Genomic DNA, 17,628 nt, shown 5'->3' on the forward strand with positions numbered 1-17,628 from the left:
CTCCAGTCGTTTCCCGTTGGATAGGAATATCCCCAGAAGGTGTCTCTACTCTCTGAATTGTAGGTGTTTCCGATGGGGATGGAGTTGTAGAAGTATCCCCAGTCGTTTCCCGTTGGATAGGAGTTTCTCCTGAAGATGTCTCAACTTGTCTTTGAATTGTAGAAGTATCCCCAGTCGTTTCCCGTTGGATAGGAGTTTCTCCTGAAGATGTCTCAACTTGTCTTTGAATTGTCGGAGTATCCCCAGTTGTTTCCCGTTGAATAGGAGTTTCTCCCGAAGATGTATCGACTTGTCTCTGAATTGTCGGAGTCTCTCCAGTCGTTTCCCGTTGGATAGGAATATCCCCAGAAGGTGTCTCTACTCTCTGAATCGTAGGTGTTTCCGATGGGGATGGAGTTGTAGAAGTATCCCCAGTCGTTTCCCGTTGAATAGGAGTTTCTCCTGAAGATGTCTCAACTTGTCTTTGAATTGTCGGAGTATCCCCAGTTGTTTCCCGTTGAATAGGAGTTTCTCCTGAAGATGTATCGACTTGTCTCTGAATTGTCGGAGTCTCCCCAACTGTTTCCCGTTGAATAGGAGTTTCTCCTGAAGATGTATCGACTTGTCTCTGAATTGTCGGAGTCTCTCCAGTCGTTTCCCGTTGGATAGGAATATCCCCAGAAGGTGTCTCTACTCTCTGAATTGTAGGTGTTTCCGATGGGGATGGAGTTGTAGAAGTATCCCCAGTCGTTTCCCGTTGGATAGGAGTTTCCCCTGAAGGTGTCTCGACTTGTCTCTGCACAAAACCAGTATCAGAAGCAACTGATGAGGGAGTATCAACTATTGCAGGTTCAACTCCTAGAGGAGGGTCTCCTGCAATTTTTAGTTGAATGGGAGTTGTTGGAGGCAGAATTGAAGAGGGAGGATGTGCTTCTGAAGTGGTCATGGCTAAAGATGATTAAATCAGTGATATTTTCAGCTTAAAATCATGGTCATATAACAGGAGTCTATAAAGGATGTAATTGGTGGTTTTGATTTGCGGTTTATGGGGAATACAGATGACGTAATATTCTGTCGGATTTTGTAAAAACGATTTAAACAAAATCTCCCAACTCATTGCGAGTCTTGAGGAAAACGGCACTACTTACACCAGTGTTAGAAATTTCTAAGGTTTCATAAGATAGGGTGATTTCTTCTAAGGCAACTCCCTTGCCTTTTGCCTTTAAGGATGGTGCTTTCCAACCAATGGGAAACGCGGCCATTAATGTCCAGTTTTGCATAATCTCGCCCGCTTGGTTAAAGATTAAAATATTGACATTTCGGCGCATTCCGGCTGAACTGTTGGGAGTTGGTTTAACTAAGGTTTGGGAGCGCTGAGTTTGCGCCAGCCATTGTAAAAATAGTAAGTTATCGGTAACGCCTCGTTTTAGTTTAATTGGTTTGAATTTGGCGGGGGAAATCAGGGAACGCTCCCGATCATTGACTCCTCCTTCTAAAAAGTTCTTGGGTTTTGCGTCCATACTCAACCCCGAACACTCGCTAAAATAAGCGGTGATTTGTGACTCCATGACTACATAAAATCGATTCTCCTGTACATAATTTTCAACAATTCTGGTTGCATTAACCATGATTTTGTGTTATCCTTTTTTATATAATGGGGTGCTTGTGACTAAAATTGGCTACGCTCCCGTCGGGAACGGAGATCCTCCTCCATGAGTTCGTAAACGCGATCGCCCACTTTGCGAATGACACTAGGTTCATTCAAGACTTGATGGGCAATCCGTCCCAAACGGGGCAGGTTTTCAAAGTGCTTGGTTTGTAGGACGATTGGGGCAGTGTACCCGGCCGGAGTTGTGGCATCTCCAAGGGGTTCTAAGGAGGGTTGGGTTAGTCCTTCGGCAGTTTTCCAGTTGCTGTTCTGTTTAAAGGGAAATTTGGCCATAGTTCCCCCTAAGAGTAAATTGGCTTTCTTCAGTGTAAGGGAGGGGATCGGTGAAAGCCTACTAGCCAAAAGTCGAGACGTTGCTCTCTGGGATGCCAATGGGGTTCTTTTGATAACGGATTATAAATTTTGTGAGAATCTCTGCCTTACGGTGTATTCCCCAAGCTGTGCTATGGGCGACAAACAGCCATGATATACTGAGTCCTAGCATCATTGAGGGTGACACCTCTTGTAGGATGTCGTTAGAGAACACAGAAATACAATCATGGCTTATCAATTACCCCCTTTACCCTACGATTACACGGCTTTAGAACCGTACATTTCTAAAAGTACCCTTGAGTTCCACCATGACAAGCATCATGCCGCCTATGTGAACAATTACAACGCGGCTGTTCAAGGGACTGACTATGATAGCCAAAGCATTGAAGAGGTTATCAAAGCCGTTGCAGGGGATCCGGAGAAAGCGGGTCTTTTCAACAATGCCGCCCAAGCTTGGAATCATAGCTTTTACTGGAACTGCATAAAACCCAATGGAGGAGGGACTCCCACCGGGGCTTTAGCGGATAAAATCGCGGCAGATTTTGGCAGTTTTGATGCCTTTAAAGAAGCATTTGCCAAAGCGGGGGCCACTCAATTCGGGAGTGGTTGGGCTTGGTTGGTGCTGGATGGCGGTACCCTGAAGGTGACAAAAACCCTAAATGCAGAAAATCCCATGACGGCAGGTCAAACCCCTCTGTTAACGATGGATGTGTGGGAACACGCTTATTATTTGGATTACCAAAATGCCCGTCCTAAGTATATTGAGACATTCTTAAGCAGTTTGGTGAATTGGGATTTTGTGGCTCAAAACTTGGCGGCTGCCTAGGGTGTTGAGTCGGGATCTAATCGTCAAATTTAGATCAGAGTTAGATCAGAGTAGGTGAGTTGGAATAGTTCAGGTAAACTGTTCCATTGTGCCTAAAGAAACCCGGTTTCTGGCGTTTATGTTTTGGCCAAAAACCGGGTTTTTTTGTGGTGATTTTTACACTTATAGCGCTGCGCGCTGTTGTAGTTACAGTACTGAAAAACCGCAGTCTTCACTGTACGCGATCGCCATAAGTCGTTTCCTGGGATTTTTGTCAACTCACCTCATTCTAACCTGTAATCACAGTAGCGCGCAGCGCTATATCTCTCTTCTGTCACTCTAGGCAGAGGAACAAGAAAAGTCATTCCAAAGATAGACCAGAGTTTTTCCTTTTTTAGGGTCTCCCCTTTATTTTACCTCTCCCACAGTGACAGAACAAAGTTACACTCGATTCCCAAATCCCCTGCTCCCCGACTCCGGATTCCCGACTGCCGGACTTATTCAACAAGCCCTAGCTATGACTGACAATCCACTCTTGGAGGATGGGATTGACTAATTCTGGGGCTTCATCTTGGGGACAATGACCTACTCCGGGTAAGGGGATGAATTTTTCCACGGTGGGGAGGTCAGCAAATTTTTGACCCCACTCGAATTTTTCCCAAGGGTCTTCAGTTCCCCATAAGATCAGGGTAGGACAGGGCATGATGGGGTATAAGTCCTCGGGAAGTGGGCCTTGAGAGTAGGTTGTGAAGGCAATAAAGACATCGGCCGCGCCTTCATCGGCGGCGGGTTTCATTAACAGGGTGAGAAGCTCATCAGTGACGGCTTCGGGGCGGTGGTAGGCTTGCAGGAGGGCTTGACGAACGAATTGAGGACGGGCCATAAAGTGAAAAAACCGATAGCCAAACCAAGGCTGACGGAGGAGGTTCTGTAAGATGGGGGTACTCAGTTGTTGATGCCAAGGGATTTCGTGGCGTTTCCGTTCGTGTAGCATTCGTAGGGAACAGTTCAAGGTGGCGACTCCTCGCACCCAGTCGGGATAGGTGACGGCGGTTTGCATGGCGACGATACAACCGATGGAGTTCCCAATGAGAAAGACGGGGGTTTGTACGATTTCTTGGCAAAAGTCGGCGATTTGTTGCGCCCAAGTTTCAAAGGTATAGTTGAGTTGGCTGGGGTGGGGTTTGGCGGATGCTCCAAAACCGATGAGGTCGATGGCATAGACGCGCATTGTTTGACCTAAGACGGGGAGGGTTTTGCGCCAGTGGCCCCAAGATGCACCAAAGCCGTGAATGAGGATAACGGCGGGTTCTCCGGTGCCACACTGTTGATAACAGATGTTATAGCCTTGCCATTGCCAAGTTTGAGGGAGGGTGTTCATTCAGTCATCAGTAAAGCGTCATTATTAATTATTATCTAGGGCTTGCTGAATAACTCTACTCGTGGGGCTAGGGAACAGGGAACAGGGAATGGGGAATAGGTAATAGGGAATAGGGAATAATTATCAATTATCAATTGTCAATTATCAATTATCAATTCCCCTCTCCCCTGCTCCCCTGCTCCCCCGCTCTCGCTCTCCCCTGCTCCCTTATTCCCGGGATTAGAGCCTTATTCGGCAGACCCTAACTATACTGTTCTTCTTGGTCTAGATTAAACAGCATTTGTAAGGACTGAATGGCGCGGCGACGGGCTTCTATGTCCTGTTGGGCGCGCAGTTGTACCATTGGATCATGTAGGATTTTATTCACAATTCCTCGGGTGAGTGCCTCGATGACTTCTTGATGCTTCTCGGCGAACTCACTGCCTAAACGAGAGAGGGCTTTTTCCAGTTCTTGTTCCCGAATCCCTTCAATTTTGTTGCGTAAACTGCTAATGGTGGGAACGGTTTCGAGGGATTGCCACCACACCTCAAAGGCGGCTACTTCTTCTTCTATTAATCCTTCTGCTTCCTGTGCCATTTGACGGCGCTGGATGGTGTTTTGAGCGACTACGGCTTTTAAATCATCCACATTGTAGGATTGAATGTTGTTTAGGTCTTTAACGTTGCTATGGACGTTTAAGGGTACGGAGATGTCAATTAACATCAGGGGCTGGTTTTGGGTTAAACAGGTGCTGAGGTTTTGAGCATCTAAAATGGGTTCGGTGGCGGAGGTGCTGGTAAAGGTGATGTCAGATTGTGCGATCGCCTCGAACATCTCCTCTAGGGGACGCAGGGTTAAACTGGCCTCGGGGAACTGTTGGGCTAAATCCTTGGAACGCTTGAGGGAACGGTTCACAATGGTGATCTCGGCGGCCCCTTTGGCTAACAGATGTTTGACCAATAACTGGGACATTTTCCCCGCTCCGATAATCACTACCCGCGCTGTGGCGAGATCCTCGCTCTTAATTTGGGCTAACTCCACAGCTGCCGAAGAAATGGACACCGCCCCAGTCCCAATACTGGTTTCACTGCGTACCCGTTTCCCAGCCGTCATGGCTTGCTTGAACAAACGATCTAATAAGCGACCTAAACCGTTATATTTTTGGGCGTTTTTGTGGGTGGTTTTCACTTGGGCTAAAATTTGCCCCTCTCCTAACACCAAACTATCTAAACCCGCCGCTACCCGCATCAGATGGCGTAAAGCGTCTTGGTGGAGCAGGGTAAACAGGTGTCGGCGCAGTTGATAGAGGGGAATGTTGCTAATTTCCGACAAGAATTGAATAATTTCCCGCACTCCCGGCTCACTTTCACTTGTCACCACATAAATCTCTAAACGGTTACAAGTGCTGAGGATGGCTACCTCTTCAATATGGGGATAGGATTTGATATGGGCGATCGCCTCTTCTAACTTCGCTTCAGGGATGCTCAATTTTTCCCGGACAGCAACAGGTGCTGTTTTATGACTCAGCCCAACTACTGCAATATTCATAAATGATGTTTTAAAGGGTTTTATCTGTCTGTGCTAGATAATATTTTGAAGGTTTGTCTGTTTCTGTAACCTCTTCTTAAACAATCTTGACAAATCGACAAGATGTTCAAGAGCCAATACAGCCTATTTGACACTCCCATCGCTAAAAGCGAGGGATTCTTGGTTCAACGAGTTTCCTTAACTTGGCAGGACGTATCCAACCAAGCCAGAGGGAATCTCTCCCCAAGCGTGAGTTCCGGTATGCCCTACCGTACTTAGTCCCCTTTTCAAAATGTTAATAGCGGCGTTGGTATCTCTATCTTCTACATAACCACAATGGGGACAAACATGGGTTCTTGTCCATAGAGATTTAAATATCTTTTCTCCACAATTAGAACAATTCTGACTGGTATTATGGGGCGGTACTGCTACCGTAGCCTTACCATATTTAAAGCCAAAATACTCTAGCCATTGTCGAAAAGATAAAAGGTTTGTCATAGGATCTTTTATCCCCCCTAGCCCCCCTTTGAAAGGGGGGGAAACCTGTCCTAGCCCCCCTTTCAAAGGGGGGAAACCCGTTTAAGTCCCCCTTGGAAAGGGGGATTTAGGGGGATTTAGGGGGATTGGGATGAATCTCCCTAACGGAGTTGGATATGTTTGGGATTGTCGAACATATGCACGGTATCGACAAAGCGAACGGTTTTGGACTGGCTGGAGATCACCAAGCTTTGAGTCCGTGCGCCACCGTGGAAGAAGCGCACCCCATCCATTAGGGTGCCAGGAGTAATCCCAGAAGCGGCAAACAGCACCGTTTGACCACAGGCCAACTCTTCGGCGTTGTACACTTTATCGGGATCGGTGATGCCCATTTCGTTCAAGCGGGCAAGGTTCCCTTCTTTGCTTTCCCCGATTAAGCCAGTTTTCACCACTTCAGGATCATAGATTAACTGACCTTGGAAGTGACCCCCTAAACAACGCATCGCGGCGGCAGAAATTACCCCTTCCGGTGCTGCACCGATCCCCATGAGGGCGTGGATATTGCTGCCAGAGAAGGCACAACACAAGGCCGCAGAAACGTCACCATCACTAATTAAGCGCACCCGCGCTCCGGCTTGGCGAATTTCGTTGATTAACTCTTTGTGACGAGGACGATCCATTACCACGACTACTAATTCCTCAACGGAACGATTCATGCAGTCGGAGAGGATTTTTAAGTTTTCGGTGGCGGATTTGTTGATGTCCACATGACCTTTAGCAACGGGGGGAGCGGCTAATTTCTTCATGTAGAAGTCTGGCGCGGCAAACAAACCGCCTTTTTCGGAAATGGCTAACACGGCCATAGAACCATTTTGACCATAGGCCACTAAGTTTGTACCTTCACAGGGGTCTACAGCGATGTCAATTTCTACTAATTCGTCGGGGTTACAGTAAGTGTGAGCATCTTCGCGAGTACAAATGCCCACTTCTTCCCCAATGTAAAGCATGGGGGCTTCATCCCGTTCCCCTTCCCCGATCACAATGCGACCGCGCATATGGATCTGGTTCATGCGTTCGCGCATCGCTTCTACAGCCACATGGTCGGCGGTGTTTTTCTCGCCTTTCCCCATCCATTTGGCGGATGCGATCGCAGCCTTCTCAACAACTTCTATAATTTCTAATCCCAGTGTACTATCCACAGAATTTATCCTCTTTTAACAGCTTTTTTGACGGGTGTATGGTTGATCCACTCAAAAAAGCAGTCTATCAGAAGGGGGGATCAAGTACCAATTATCTGAAATGGGGTCAAGTTGTCCTGGTGCGATAGGGAACGTTAGCGACGGGATGAATGGCGATGAGTCATCAAAATGGGTTAATCTAAGTGCTACTGAGAGTCTACAAGCCGAAGCAGGGATTCTGACTGTGGACGCGCTAGTAAGACCTTGCTGGGTTAAACCTAGAGGCATCGGCGGTTGAATCGGAAAGCCTACAGGATACTAACTATCTACTGATGTCTGCGATTCTAGAAGTGGTTGATTTGTGTTTTGCTTATCCCCAACGTCCGACTACCTTGGCGGGGGTAAATTTGAGGATTCAAGCGGGGGAACGGGTGGGGGTGGTGGGGCCGAATGGGGCGGGGAAAACGACGCTTTTTTTGTGTATTTGTGGGGTGTTGGGGGCAACATCGGGGGGGATTCGGTTGCTGGAAAAACCGATTCAAAAGGGGCAGTTTCGCCCAGAAATTGGGTTTGTTTTCCAGAATCCCGATGATCAGTTATTTTGTCCTTCGGTGTGGGATGATGTGGCGTTTGGGGTGGAAAATATGGGGGTGCGGGGGGAGGAGTTAGCGCAACGGGTGACGAGGGCTTTGGCGACAACGGGGGTGTCTCATTTAGCGGATAGGGTGCCGCACCAACTGTCGGGGGGGGAAAAGTGTATGGTGGCGATCGCATCTATTTTAGCCATGCAGCCTCAACTCGTTCTCTACGATGAACCTAGTGCTAATTTAGACCTCTCAGCGCGTCGTCGTTTGATTGAGTTTTTACAATGTTCTCAGGAAACGATTCTCCTCTCGTCTCATGATTTGGAGTTGCTGCTGGAAGTGTGCGATCGCGTTATCCTCCTCAATCAAGGTCAAGTTTTGGCTGATGGAGATCCTAGGGTGATTTTAGGCGATCGCACTCTCATGACCCAAAACAGCCTAGAAGTCCCTGCTTCCCTGGCCTCTATCCAGTGATGCTCCCCTCCTCCGGCTAAAATCCTGTCCCCTTGGTTAAAATTGGGACGGGATACCCAAAGCATTGCTACCCTGTGGGAGGATTAATTCATTGATGGAGATTAGGATTCAGACGCTAACACCTCTCTGGACTGGTGGGGTAGATGTGGGCAAGTGCGATCGCCTTCACGAAACCGGAATTCTCGGTAGTCTACGCTGGTGGATGGAAGCATTGGTGCGGGGTGTAGGGGGGGAGGTGTGTGATCCGACGGCAGAAGGCGATCGCAATGGCCTAGATCCCAAAAAATATCGTGACTCTCAAGCAACCAATCAACGTGAAAAATTGCGTGATGGTGGATTGACTTGTGATGTTTCCCAAATCTTCGGAGCAACGGGCTGGAAACGGCAATTTCGACTCAGTATTACAGATATTCAGGAAACCCTGAAATGGGACAAGCCTTTACAAATAACCCCCCAAGATCGTACCCGTGGCTGGTTTCTCAATCCGGGTTGGTTAGGAGAATTCACCCTTAATTTTCATGGGGATTCAAAAACTCTAGCAAAACTCTATACTCTATTAAAAGTTTTAGAAGCCTATGGTAGTCTCGGCGCAAAACCCCAGCTAGGTTATGGAGCTTTTCGTATAGTCAATATTGACAATGCACCAACCCTTGAATCATTTTGTTTCAACTATCCAAGTGGCGATCAAACAAAAATCACAGAATTTCCTGATCTAAGAACATTTACCTTCTTTAAACTTCGCTTCACACCTAAGAATATTAATTGGTGGCATACTGTTCCCGGAATTAAGGAACTGCGAAAGAATCGTCAAAGTTGGGAAGAATTGCAGAAGTTAGCAAAAAATGGAATGATTCCTACAAGTCCCGCCCTAAAAAATCACCTCCGTTATGGGTGTAACTGGTCTAAACCCGCTTTACTTCATTGGCTTTTTGGTACAATTCGAGGTGATGGATCGGTACGCGGTAAAGTCGCTTTTAGCTGGGCTTATCATTTAAAAAATACAGATGAGTGGGAAATTAGAGGGTGGATGTATTTACCCCAAGACAAAGAGGGAAAAGTTTTTCGCCGTGATATCGTGGAAACATTTCAAAATAATTTAAGTCAACCGCAAAGTTACTTACAAGCCCTAGGTTTAAATGCTCAAGACTATAAAACTACCCAGCTTAATCTATTTCCGTTTAAAAATCCTTGGCAAATCCATTCACACGAAGAAATACAATCTTTTATATCCAGCTTAGTTTAAATCGGGAGACATTATGATTAATAATATTACGATTAAAGATTTTCGAGGTATTCAGTCTGGCTCAATTCAAAAATTCAGGAAATTTAATATTTTTGTGGGTGCAAATAATTCCGGCAAGTCTGCTGTCATGGAAGCTATTTATTTAGCAAGTACGGTTAATCAAGAAGTCGGCTTACTCCGGGAAACAGATCAGGATGTATCATCTAACACTGTTATGCTTGTTAATCAAGATTTATTAGGTAACAACCCTTTAAATTTAATAGCAGGAAAACATAGCGATTCAGCAGACTTACTCAACTTTAGCAGAGATCAGGATGCTTTTGTAATTGTAAAAGTCAAAGATTTAAAAGCGGTATTACAAGAATTTGAGCTAGACTTAGGTAAATCAAAACCATCACCTGATAGTTTATTCCTATTCGGATTTGATACAGAACAAAATCAAGAACTTACTCAATTGCTTTGGCAAAATTCAGAAAACATCAAAAGTAAAAATCGAACTATATTTTGCTGGTATCCAGATTTAACTTACTATTATAAAGGGAGTGCAGTTTGGTCAATCGCAGGTCAACCTCCGGCGGCAAAATATACCTTTTTCTGTGACACCTCAATGGTCAAAAGTTATATTCCCATTGCCTTTTATCGCTACTTCCTCAATGAAGTGCCTGGCTGGACGCAACGCATTGCCAAACACTTTGGCAATATTTTTGAAATTAAAGACCCGTTTACTGTCCAATTTGTCCCCATTACAGGTCATCCTGATCGTCTACAAGGTTGGATTGCCCGTGAAGATAAACCCGCCCTTTCTATTGACGCTTTTGGCGATGGTGCAAGGGCAGCATTTAAACTTTTAGTTCCCCTCGTTGTCATGGCAGAAATGGCAACAGAAGCAGAACCGGGACTTTTATTATGGGAAGAACCCGAAGCCTTCCAAAATCCTCAAACCTTGGGCAACCTTTTAAACGAAGTCGTCAAAATTATTCAAGATAAACCCATTCAGGTTTTTATCTCAACTCACAATCTAGAATTAGTTGCTTACATTGCTCAAATGCTACAAACTAAAGACCTTAATTCTGAACAAACAATGGTATTTCAAATGAATTTATCTCAGGGAAAATTACAAACCATTTGGATTGATCCAAAGGATTTAAAAACTTCTTTAGAATTTGGATCTGACCTGAGAAATTGGAAAGACTTTAAGCCACCTTTCCAGTTTGCATTGCAGGAGAAGTGAGTATGAAAATAGAAATCATTTCTGAAGGGCAAACCGAGGAAAAAGTTTGTTCAAAAATTGTAAAAATCCTTAATATTGAAAATTTAGTACCACTTGACCCGGATTTCAAAAAGAAACCTAATGCAGAGAGCGGAGGCAAAGATAAACTAAACGAGTTAATTCGGACTAAGCTCCGGGAAATCTTAAAAGAGCAAACTGTCAATTTTTTGATTTTGCGAGATTTGGATAGCCACGATGGAGAAACCGAGGCTAGCATTCTCCAAAGTTTAACCGGAGTGCTGCAATCTTTCTTCGCTGAACGTGAAATACAGACAACAGTCAACCTTTTACCTCACTCTATTTACCCTAATATTTATATGTTAGAAATCATTGATCTTGATTTTCGTTTGTCCTTGCATATTGCTACAAAAAAATGGAAAAAAGATTTTATAAAATCCACAATTGATGATTATGTACTCGAATTAGCACTCCGCCAAGCAACAATTAATAAGTTAGCAACAAAAATTAGTATCCCACCAAAACGAATTTCCGCTAAAATTACTCAAGAAATTCCTGATTTACTGAAAGCTAATGCTGACGGACAAAATGATTTAGTTGAAGCGAAAGATTATGTTCGACTGTATGCTGCAATTTTAAAGTTGCATACTTCTCCTGCTGTATTTGCTCAAAAAGTGATGGCTAATGCCAATGAGGAGGATATTCGGGATGTATTTGCTGCTTTAATCTCGGCTTTTGAATTTGTCAGTTCTTCTCCCCAAGCCTAGTTGAAATAAACAGAAAAAAATTGATCCAACGCTATCAAGTCCATCTGATTGTATATGAACCTGAAGAGGAGGTAATTGTACGATGGCAAAAGTAGAACAATATCGGAAAATAGTTCAGGAACTCTTGCAGGCTTATAGTAACATCAAAGCGAGTAATGAAGAAGTTGAAGCAGAAACAATTTTTGACTTAGTAAATGACCGCTACCAAGTGGTTCATGTGGGCTGGTCAAACAAACGGCGTATTTATGGCTGCATTTTACATCTCGATATTAAAAACGAAAAAATCTGGATTCAACATGATGGCACAGAGGGCGGAATTGCTACAGAATTGATAGAAAAGGGCATCCCAAAACAGGATATTGTCCTTGCTTTTCACTCGCCTTTTAAACGTCAATTTACTGAATTTGAGGTGGGATAGTTTCACTTTCAGCTTATAAAATAAGTGAGGGATAAATGATGGTTGAAGTCCAGTCAAAACGTTATACACCAGACGAATATTTAGAGTTAGAAACAAGGGCAGACTCTAAAAATGAGTATCGTAATGGGGAAATTTTACCTATGACAGTAGGTAGTGTTGATCATAATAAAATCGCTGGTAATCTTTATGTTTACTTAAAGTTGGCTTTGCGTCAGCAGCCCTATAATTTATTTATTGGTGATGTTCGGTTGTGGATTCCAGCCCCTCAAGTATTTACTTATCCTGATGTGATGCTGATTGAAGGAGAGCCTATTTTTTATGGGGAACGAACAGATACCGTTACAAATCCTCAGATGATTATAGAGGTGCTGTCGAAAAGTACCCGCAATTATGATCAAGGCGATAAATTTGATGCGTATCGGACAATTTCTCAATTTCAAGAGTATGTGTTAATTGATCAATATCAGTTTCATGTTAAGCAGTTTAGCAAAACGGTAGAGGGGTATTGGTTACTCAAGGAATACCAAGAAGTACAACAGTCTTTAGTTTTTACATCAATTGATTATTCGATTAGTTTAGTAGAAATTTATGAAGGTGTTAGGATACAAGAGGTATAGAGGTGTTTAATGCAATATGAATATTCAGCAACTAAAGATTCTTGGCTGCAAAAAGCTATGTTTGCTAAAGATAAGAAACAATATTTATCACAATGGCGAGATAAGTATGAAAAAATTGATACTGACCTAGACTTTAATCAATTTGAGTTTATTCCTAACTCTTCTGATATTCTTGTCAATTTACCAGCACTCAGCTTTATGCTGCGTGTACCATTCAAACTACAAAAACCCTATTTGAGTAAAGATGATCGCACCTTCCACATCCTTGATAACCCCGTCCGCAAAGACAAGGTGTTTCAAGTTCCAATGGTTGCTCCTAGTAGCTGGAAAGGGGCGTTACAGATGGCGATGTTTCAACAATTTGCTGAGTGGTGGTGTAGTTTAGATGAGCAGGTAAAAACACAACATCAGTACAAGAAAGAATTTGTAGCCAAACGAATTAGTATTGGGCGAATTTTTGGGACTGAAAAAGGATTTGAGATAGACCTGAAAAAATGTGAAAGTTACCTGGACAATTTGGGTGATCAAAAGCTGGCAATCTGGTATAAGCGATATGTCAGACGTTATGTATCTCCAACAGGATTTTTTTCGGGTCGTCTTTACTTTTACCCCACTTTTTTTGATAAGCTTAGTTTAGAGGTTATTAACCCACACGATCGAAAAAAAGGAACTTCTGCACGGGGACCGATTTATTTAGAATGTGTTCCCAAAGATGCCAAAGGTGAGTTTGTTGTTCTCTATGTTCCATTGGGTAAAGTGGATGAACCCCAAGTGTTTCAGGATTTAGAATTGTTGGTGCAAGGGATAAAAGCGATGCTCACAGTTTATGGTTTTGGGGCAAAAACCAGTAGTGGTTTTGGGGTTGTGGACGATCAACTTTATAGTCCAGGAAAGTTAACAATTCGCGCTGAGATACCAGAGTTGAAGAAAATACAAGTTTCACCTGAACAGAAAGAGTTTTTGAATGATGATGGAAGTTTAAAGCAAGATTTTCTGAACGATGATGGAAGTTTTAAAAGTGAGTCACAATATAAAAAGTTTCTGCAAAAGCAAAATAAACCACATAATTCTACACTTTATAAAAAAGTTAAACAATGGTATGAAGAAAATCGGCAGAGAGTTGCATCTAACTCAGACTTAATAACCTCACAAAGTTTTAATAGTTTGAGTGAATTGGGCGATCGCGCTCAACAAATAATCAAAAACTTAACTGAAAATCAGTAAACTAAGTTTATATAAATAGTTCACGGGTATGATGATTAAAACACCAAAAAATACAGTTAAAAAATTAGCAATATTGCTACCAATGGACGCTATAGAAATCTTTTGTCAACGCTGGCAAATTGCTCAATTATCAGTGTTTGGATCTATTTTACGTGATGATTTTAATAATGATAGTGATGTAGATTTTGTATATGTTCTTAAACCTAATATTCAATGGAGATTAGTTGATTTAATGGGTGCTGAAGAGGAACTAGAGAAATTGCTGTGTCGCAAGGTTGATTTAGTCAATAAGTCTACTGTTGAGCAAAATCACAATTGGCTAAGAAAACAAAATATTCTTTCATCATCTCAGGTTATTTATGACAGCAAATAGAGATTTAGAACCTTTGTTACCGAAGCAGGATGAATCATTATGAGCGATCGCACCCAATGCCTACTTCAAACATTTAACTCAATCAGGGGGTAAGTATGCTTACTATAGAGACTAAAAATGATCGTCAGCAATTGCTTTTAACGGAACTTAATCGCTATTTAGAACTATTGCAGAATTTTTATCAACCCAAATTAATTTTACTATTTGGCTCAATGGCTACAGAGCAAGTTCATGAATGGTCAGATATTGATTTAGTGATTATCAAAGAAACAAGTCAGCGTTTTTTAGATCGGACTAAAGAAGTAATAAAATTACTTCAGCCACGGGTGGGGTTAGATGTTTTGGTTTATACTCCCAGTGAGTTTGAGCAGTTGTGTCAAAATCGGGCTTTTGTCCGACATGAGATTGTAGGTAAAGGCAAGGTATTGTATGAGCAAAGAATATGATCACTGGTTAGCTTTTGCTCATGAAGATTGGCAAGGTTTATGGAATTGGAAGCACCAATTAGCAAAGCATCTACATAGTGGAGGTCAAGCATGAACCAACTTGATATACTTGTAAATAATCGCGATGCAATTTTGTTGGCTGAAGCAATTGGTTGGTTGCATGACTATCGTAAATGTTCTGATGAGCAACTCAAGGTACAGGCAGCTAATTTAAGCGGACAAAATGGATTGAGTTGGGATCAACTCAGTAATCATTTTCCTACTTTAAACAGTATCAATATTAATTTAATAGGCGATAGCTGTCAATTTATAAGATTAATTCATAAAAAATCAGATACAAGCTGCAATTATTTACCTAATTATTTATCTCGTTGCCACAATACAGCCCACTTTGACAAGCAAGAGCCTCATGGTGGTGAACAAAACTATCCAGGCGTAACAATTAGTTCCCCATTTGGTTTTGAGCAAGATATCCCTAATGATCTAACTAATCAGCTTTGGAGTTTACCCTGGATAAAATTAGCAAGTTATTCTCAAAGTGAGCGACAAAATTTTATCAAAAAAGTTAGTGAATTATTTATCCAAGTTGGTGCAGATACACGCCGTCCTATTAATGAAATCAGTTTATGGGACTGGGGAACACTTGTAGGCGCACTGTATAAAGCGGCTATTGCCGGTGCGTTATTATCAGGTAATACTGCACAAGCTCAAAATCTACGCTGGCGGTTATTAACTATTCAAGTAAACGGACTTGACTTTATTACAAAAGTGTCAAGACTTCCCGACTTATTAAGCCGAAAAGAACTGTTGAAAAATTCTTTTAACAATGTGCGTAATTTACTGGAGATAGAATATTCACTAGGGAATGAAGTTTATCGAGATGAAAGCAGAAGTATTTTTGTGGTATATGATTTACCGGATCTTTTAAATTCAACTAATCAAAGGAATGAAAAAATTCGAGATTTAATTCTGCAAGAATTTAAACAAGGTACATTAAAAAATGATCCAAGCTTAAAACTAGGTGGAGAACTAAAACCAATCATAGAGCTAGATCATAACTCTTGGTGGGGGCAAGATCCTGATTATCAATCAAAGCAACAAGCAGGACAACTACCTCAAGATGAAATTCCTCCCATTGGTCAAATTCTTAAAAAATCTATTGTTTCACCACTATTACCTGAAGAAATTAAACAATTCTGGCCTCAAAATGGAATAGATCAATACAAGGCTGCTGATGTTTGCACAGTTTGCGGAATGCGACCACAAGGAAATTCTCAGAAACTTGTATCGCGTAAAGTTTGTGATATTTGTGAAAGGCGACGACTTGATCGATCTCAACTTTGGGCTACTCAACAAGCTGAAGATACAATCTGGATTGATGAAGTTGCTGATACAAATGCAAGATTAGCATTAATTATTGGTCAGTTTAATTTGGAAGATTGGCTAAGTGGTCAATTAGTTGAATCACTCATTTTGAACCCTCCGAGTTCCGGTGTAACAACTTCAGTAAAAAATCCATCTTTTAGTCGCATCCGTCGTATTTGGGAAACAACTCGCCGATTTTGGATAGAAATTAGAAAAGATTTTAATCAACTACTATCTGATAGTCGTCGTCGCCTAATTTTCTATCTTGATAAAATGCCAACAAATTTAGGTCTTTTTCATGTCTATGAACTTGACTTAGGTAACGTAAAATTGAGTGTAGCTTGGTATCCACCGCAGCCAGATAGAACAGGTGGATACTTAATTTCAACTGACAATTTAAGCTATACTGCCCGTCAACTCCAGGCTAAACGAGAAATATTTGCAGATCCAGCCACCGGAGCAATTTTTGTAGAAGATTATATTCAGTCTCAATTTGTTAACGGTAATCGTTCAATTGTATTACGTGACTCTGATGCTAACCAACGAAACCAAAACTTATTAGTAGATCGACGAATTATTAAAACTGAACATCAAGATATTGCTTACTCTACTGCTATTCCTATATTGACAGAACCAAGCAACTTTATGGCTCTTGTGCCAGCCGAAAAATCTCTTGATGTGGTTAAGGCAATAAAAACAAAATATGAAATTGAAATGGGAAAAGTTCGCAACCGTCTCCCCCTACATCTCGGTGTTGTGTATTTTAATCGCCGTACCCCTCTGCGGTCTGCCTTAGATGCAGGACGGCAAATGTTGAGCTATAAATCTGACAGTCAAAAAACTTGGAAAGTGCATTCAATATCTAAAGGACAATTACCCTCTGAAAAACAGGAATTAGCCAACGGAACACAACAATTTACAGAAACAATTACTCTGGAGTTAACCCAAGATAACTATAAAATCACTTGGCACGTCCCGAACAAAATGGGAGATGGAACAACACCTGATAATTGGTATCCCTATGTTTTTCTAAAAACAAGCGATGATAGTGAAGTAGATGGAAGAATACGCAAAATCAAAAGCCAACGACCTGGTACAACTGAACCCTGCTGGTTAGTTCATGCTGGTGATTTACAGCAAGATGATAAAATTTATTTCACCTCCTCGACCTTTGACTTTGAATACCTCGACAGCACCGCCCGCCGCTTTGAAATTCACTACGATAAAAAAACAGGTCGTCGTCCCCGTCCCACACGCCCCTTCTACCTCGAAGACCTAGACCGTTTACAAACCCTTTGGGATATGCTTAAAAAGCTCCAAACTTCCCAACGTCATCAAGTGATTCACACCATCGAAGCCACCCGCGAAAAGTGGCATGGCGACAAGTTAGAACCATCATGGACAGATGATACATTTAAGCAGTTTGTGAAGGATACTCTTGCCAATGCAGCATGGCCTAAAGATCAGCCTTGGGTTAGTTTCTCAGAGTCAGAACGTCAGCAACTCATTGACGCGGGAGTGCGGGGCGAACTGGCAGATATAGCAGACTTGTATATGGAAATCCTCAAGGAGCGATAAAAC

16 protein-coding genes and 2 pseudogenes are annotated in these 17,628 nt (G+C 42.5%); 11 read left to right on the forward strand and 7 right to left on the reverse strand.

Annotation, left to right across the window (positions count from 1 at the left end; all coding sequences use genetic code 11):
• The 3 genes and pseudogenes from K4A83_RS00450 to K4A83_RS00460 all read right to left on the reverse strand — a co-directional run.
• Positions 1 to 781: pseudogene (locus tag K4A83_RS00450) on the reverse strand (hypothetical protein); the annotation flags it as partial.
• 292 nt (positions 782 to 1,073) lie between these two features.
• Positions 1,074 to 1,607 (reverse strand): phage tail protein, encoded by a 534-nt coding sequence (locus K4A83_RS00455; protein ID WP_265262402.1) that lies wholly within the window; start codon positions 1,605 to 1,607, stop codon positions 1,074 to 1,076.
• Positions 1,608 to 1,648: 41 nt separating this feature from the next.
• Complete coding sequence (locus K4A83_RS00460) at positions 1,649 to 1,921, reverse strand: hypothetical protein (RefSeq protein ID WP_265262403.1); 273 nt, start codon at positions 1,919 to 1,921, stop codon at positions 1,649 to 1,651.
• A 265-nt stretch (positions 1,922 to 2,186) separates the two neighbouring features.
• On the opposite strand from K4A83_RS00460, the gene K4A83_RS00465 reads away from it, so the two are divergent.
• Complete coding sequence (locus K4A83_RS00465; RefSeq protein ID WP_265262404.1) at positions 2,187 to 2,786, forward strand: superoxide dismutase; 600 nt, start codon at positions 2,187 to 2,189, stop codon at positions 2,784 to 2,786.
• Positions 2,787 to 3,276: 490 nt separating this feature from the next.
• On the opposite strand, the gene K4A83_RS00470 is transcribed toward K4A83_RS00465, so the two are convergent.
• From K4A83_RS00470 to glpX, 4 genes and pseudogenes are all read right to left on the reverse strand, one after another.
• Positions 3,277 to 4,146: an alpha/beta fold hydrolase gene (locus K4A83_RS00470; RefSeq protein ID WP_265262405.1), complete on the reverse strand. Its 870-nt coding sequence runs from the start codon at positions 4,144 to 4,146 to the stop codon at positions 3,277 to 3,279.
• A gap of 241 nt (positions 4,147 to 4,387) precedes the next feature.
• On the reverse strand, positions 4,388 to 5,674 hold the full coding sequence (locus K4A83_RS00475) for a glutamyl-tRNA reductase (RefSeq protein WP_265262406.1): 1,287 nt from the start codon (positions 5,672 to 5,674) through the stop codon (positions 4,388 to 4,390).
• 177 nt (positions 5,675 to 5,851) lie between these two features.
• A pseudogene (locus K4A83_RS00480) lies at positions 5,852 to 6,136 on the reverse strand (RNA-guided endonuclease InsQ/TnpB family protein); the annotation flags it as partial.
• 155 nt (positions 6,137 to 6,291) lie between these two features.
• The gene (gene glpX / locus K4A83_RS00485; protein WP_265262408.1) at positions 6,292 to 7,329 is read right to left on the reverse strand and encodes a class II fructose-bisphosphatase; all 1,038 of its coding nucleotides are present in this window, start codon (positions 7,327 to 7,329) and stop codon (positions 6,292 to 6,294) included.
• Positions 7,330 to 7,640: 311 nt separating this feature from the next.
• Between glpX and K4A83_RS00490 the strand changes: the two genes are divergently transcribed.
• The 10 genes from K4A83_RS00490 to K4A83_RS00535 all read left to right on the forward strand — a co-directional run bounded on the left by K4A83_RS00490 (position 7,641) and on the right by K4A83_RS00535 (position 17,625).
• Positions 7,641 to 8,366, forward strand: coding sequence for an energy-coupling factor ABC transporter ATP-binding protein (locus tag K4A83_RS00490; protein WP_265262409.1), 726 nt, complete (start codon positions 7,641 to 7,643; stop codon positions 8,364 to 8,366).
• Between the two features lie 94 nt (positions 8,367 to 8,460).
• Positions 8,461 to 9,609, forward strand: a complete 1,149-nt coding sequence (cmr1, locus tag K4A83_RS00495) for a type III-B CRISPR module RAMP protein Cmr1 (protein ID WP_265262410.1) — start codon at positions 8,461 to 8,463, stop codon at positions 9,607 to 9,609.
• A gap of 13 nt (positions 9,610 to 9,622) precedes the next feature.
• The gene (locus tag K4A83_RS00500; protein WP_265262411.1) at positions 9,623 to 10,840 is read left to right on the forward strand and encodes an ATP-binding protein; all 1,218 of its coding nucleotides are present in this window, start codon (positions 9,623 to 9,625) and stop codon (positions 10,838 to 10,840) included.
• Between the two features lie 2 nt (positions 10,841 to 10,842).
• Positions 10,843 to 11,604 (forward strand): hypothetical protein, encoded by a 762-nt coding sequence (locus tag K4A83_RS00505; protein ID WP_265262412.1) that lies wholly within the window; start codon positions 10,843 to 10,845, stop codon positions 11,602 to 11,604.
• 82 nt (positions 11,605 to 11,686) lie between these two features.
• Positions 11,687 to 12,022, forward strand: a complete 336-nt coding sequence (locus K4A83_RS00510) for a XisI protein (RefSeq protein ID WP_265262413.1) — start codon at positions 11,687 to 11,689, stop codon at positions 12,020 to 12,022.
• Between the two features lie 35 nt (positions 12,023 to 12,057).
• The gene (locus K4A83_RS00515) at positions 12,058 to 12,639 is read left to right on the forward strand and encodes a Uma2 family endonuclease (protein WP_265262414.1); all 582 of its coding nucleotides are present in this window, start codon (positions 12,058 to 12,060) and stop codon (positions 12,637 to 12,639) included.
• Between the two features lie 9 nt (positions 12,640 to 12,648).
• Positions 12,649 to 13,863, forward strand: coding sequence for an RAMP superfamily CRISPR-associated protein (locus K4A83_RS00520; protein ID WP_265262415.1), 1,215 nt, complete (start codon positions 12,649 to 12,651; stop codon positions 13,861 to 13,863).
• Positions 13,864 to 13,891: 28 nt separating this feature from the next.
• A complete protein-coding gene (locus K4A83_RS00525; RefSeq protein WP_265262416.1) occupies positions 13,892 to 14,236 on the forward strand; it encodes a nucleotidyltransferase family protein in 345 nt (114 codons plus the stop codon).
• Between the two features lie 95 nt (positions 14,237 to 14,331).
• The gene (locus K4A83_RS00530) at positions 14,332 to 14,682 is read left to right on the forward strand and encodes a nucleotidyltransferase domain-containing protein (RefSeq protein WP_265262417.1); all 351 of its coding nucleotides are present in this window, start codon (positions 14,332 to 14,334) and stop codon (positions 14,680 to 14,682) included.
• 90 nt (positions 14,683 to 14,772) lie between these two features.
• Complete coding sequence (locus tag K4A83_RS00535) at positions 14,773 to 17,625, forward strand: CRISPR-associated protein Csx11 (RefSeq protein WP_265262418.1); 2,853 nt, start codon at positions 14,773 to 14,775, stop codon at positions 17,623 to 17,625.
• Positions 17,626 to 17,628 lie beyond the last annotated feature (3 nt).

Source organism: Spirulina subsalsa FACHB-351, assembly GCF_026130165.1.
Classification (GTDB): domain Bacteria; phylum Cyanobacteriota; class Cyanobacteriia; order Cyanobacteriales; family Spirulinaceae; genus Spirulina_A; species Spirulina_A subsalsa_A.

What these genes read in the sequence shown, in the direction of transcription:
- K4A83_RS00535 (WP_265262418.1), top strand. Translation starts at nt 14,773, where the DNA reads ATGAACCAACTTGATATACTTGTAAATAATCGCGATGCAATTTTGTTG.
- K4A83_RS00455 (WP_265262402.1), bottom strand. Translation starts at nt 1,607, where the DNA reads ATGGTTAATGCAACCAGAATTGTTGAAAATTATGTACAGGAGAATCGA.
- K4A83_RS00515 (WP_265262414.1), top strand. Translation starts at nt 12,058, where the DNA reads ATGATGGTTGAAGTCCAGTCAAAACGTTATACACCAGACGAATATTTA.
- K4A83_RS00500 (WP_265262411.1), top strand. Translation starts at nt 9,623, where the DNA reads ATGATTAATAATATTACGATTAAAGATTTTCGAGGTATTCAGTCTGGC.
- K4A83_RS00490 (WP_265262409.1), top strand. Translation starts at nt 7,641, where the DNA reads ATGTCTGCGATTCTAGAAGTGGTTGATTTGTGTTTTGCTTATCCCCAA.
- K4A83_RS00470 (WP_265262405.1), bottom strand. Translation starts at nt 4,146, where the DNA reads ATGAACACCCTCCCTCAAACTTGGCAATGGCAAGGCTATAACATCTGT.
- K4A83_RS00505 (WP_265262412.1), top strand. Translation starts at nt 10,843, where the DNA reads ATGAAAATAGAAATCATTTCTGAAGGGCAAACCGAGGAAAAAGTTTGT.
- K4A83_RS00530 (WP_265262417.1), top strand. Translation starts at nt 14,332, where the DNA reads ATGCTTACTATAGAGACTAAAAATGATCGTCAGCAATTGCTTTTAACG.
- K4A83_RS00525 (WP_265262416.1), top strand. Translation starts at nt 13,892, where the DNA reads ATGATGATTAAAACACCAAAAAATACAGTTAAAAAATTAGCAATATTG.
- K4A83_RS00475 (WP_265262406.1), bottom strand. Translation starts at nt 5,674, where the DNA reads ATGAATATTGCAGTAGTTGGGCTGAGTCATAAAACAGCACCTGTTGCT.
- cmr1 (WP_265262410.1), top strand. Translation starts at nt 8,461, where the DNA reads ATGGAGATTAGGATTCAGACGCTAACACCTCTCTGGACTGGTGGGGTA.
- K4A83_RS00465 (WP_265262404.1), top strand. Translation starts at nt 2,187, where the DNA reads ATGGCTTATCAATTACCCCCTTTACCCTACGATTACACGGCTTTAGAA.
- K4A83_RS00520 (WP_265262415.1), top strand. Translation starts at nt 12,649, where the DNA reads ATGCAATATGAATATTCAGCAACTAAAGATTCTTGGCTGCAAAAAGCT.
- K4A83_RS00510 (WP_265262413.1), top strand. Translation starts at nt 11,687, where the DNA reads ATGGCAAAAGTAGAACAATATCGGAAAATAGTTCAGGAACTCTTGCAG.
- K4A83_RS00460 (WP_265262403.1), bottom strand. Translation starts at nt 1,921, where the DNA reads ATGGCCAAATTTCCCTTTAAACAGAACAGCAACTGGAAAACTGCCGAA.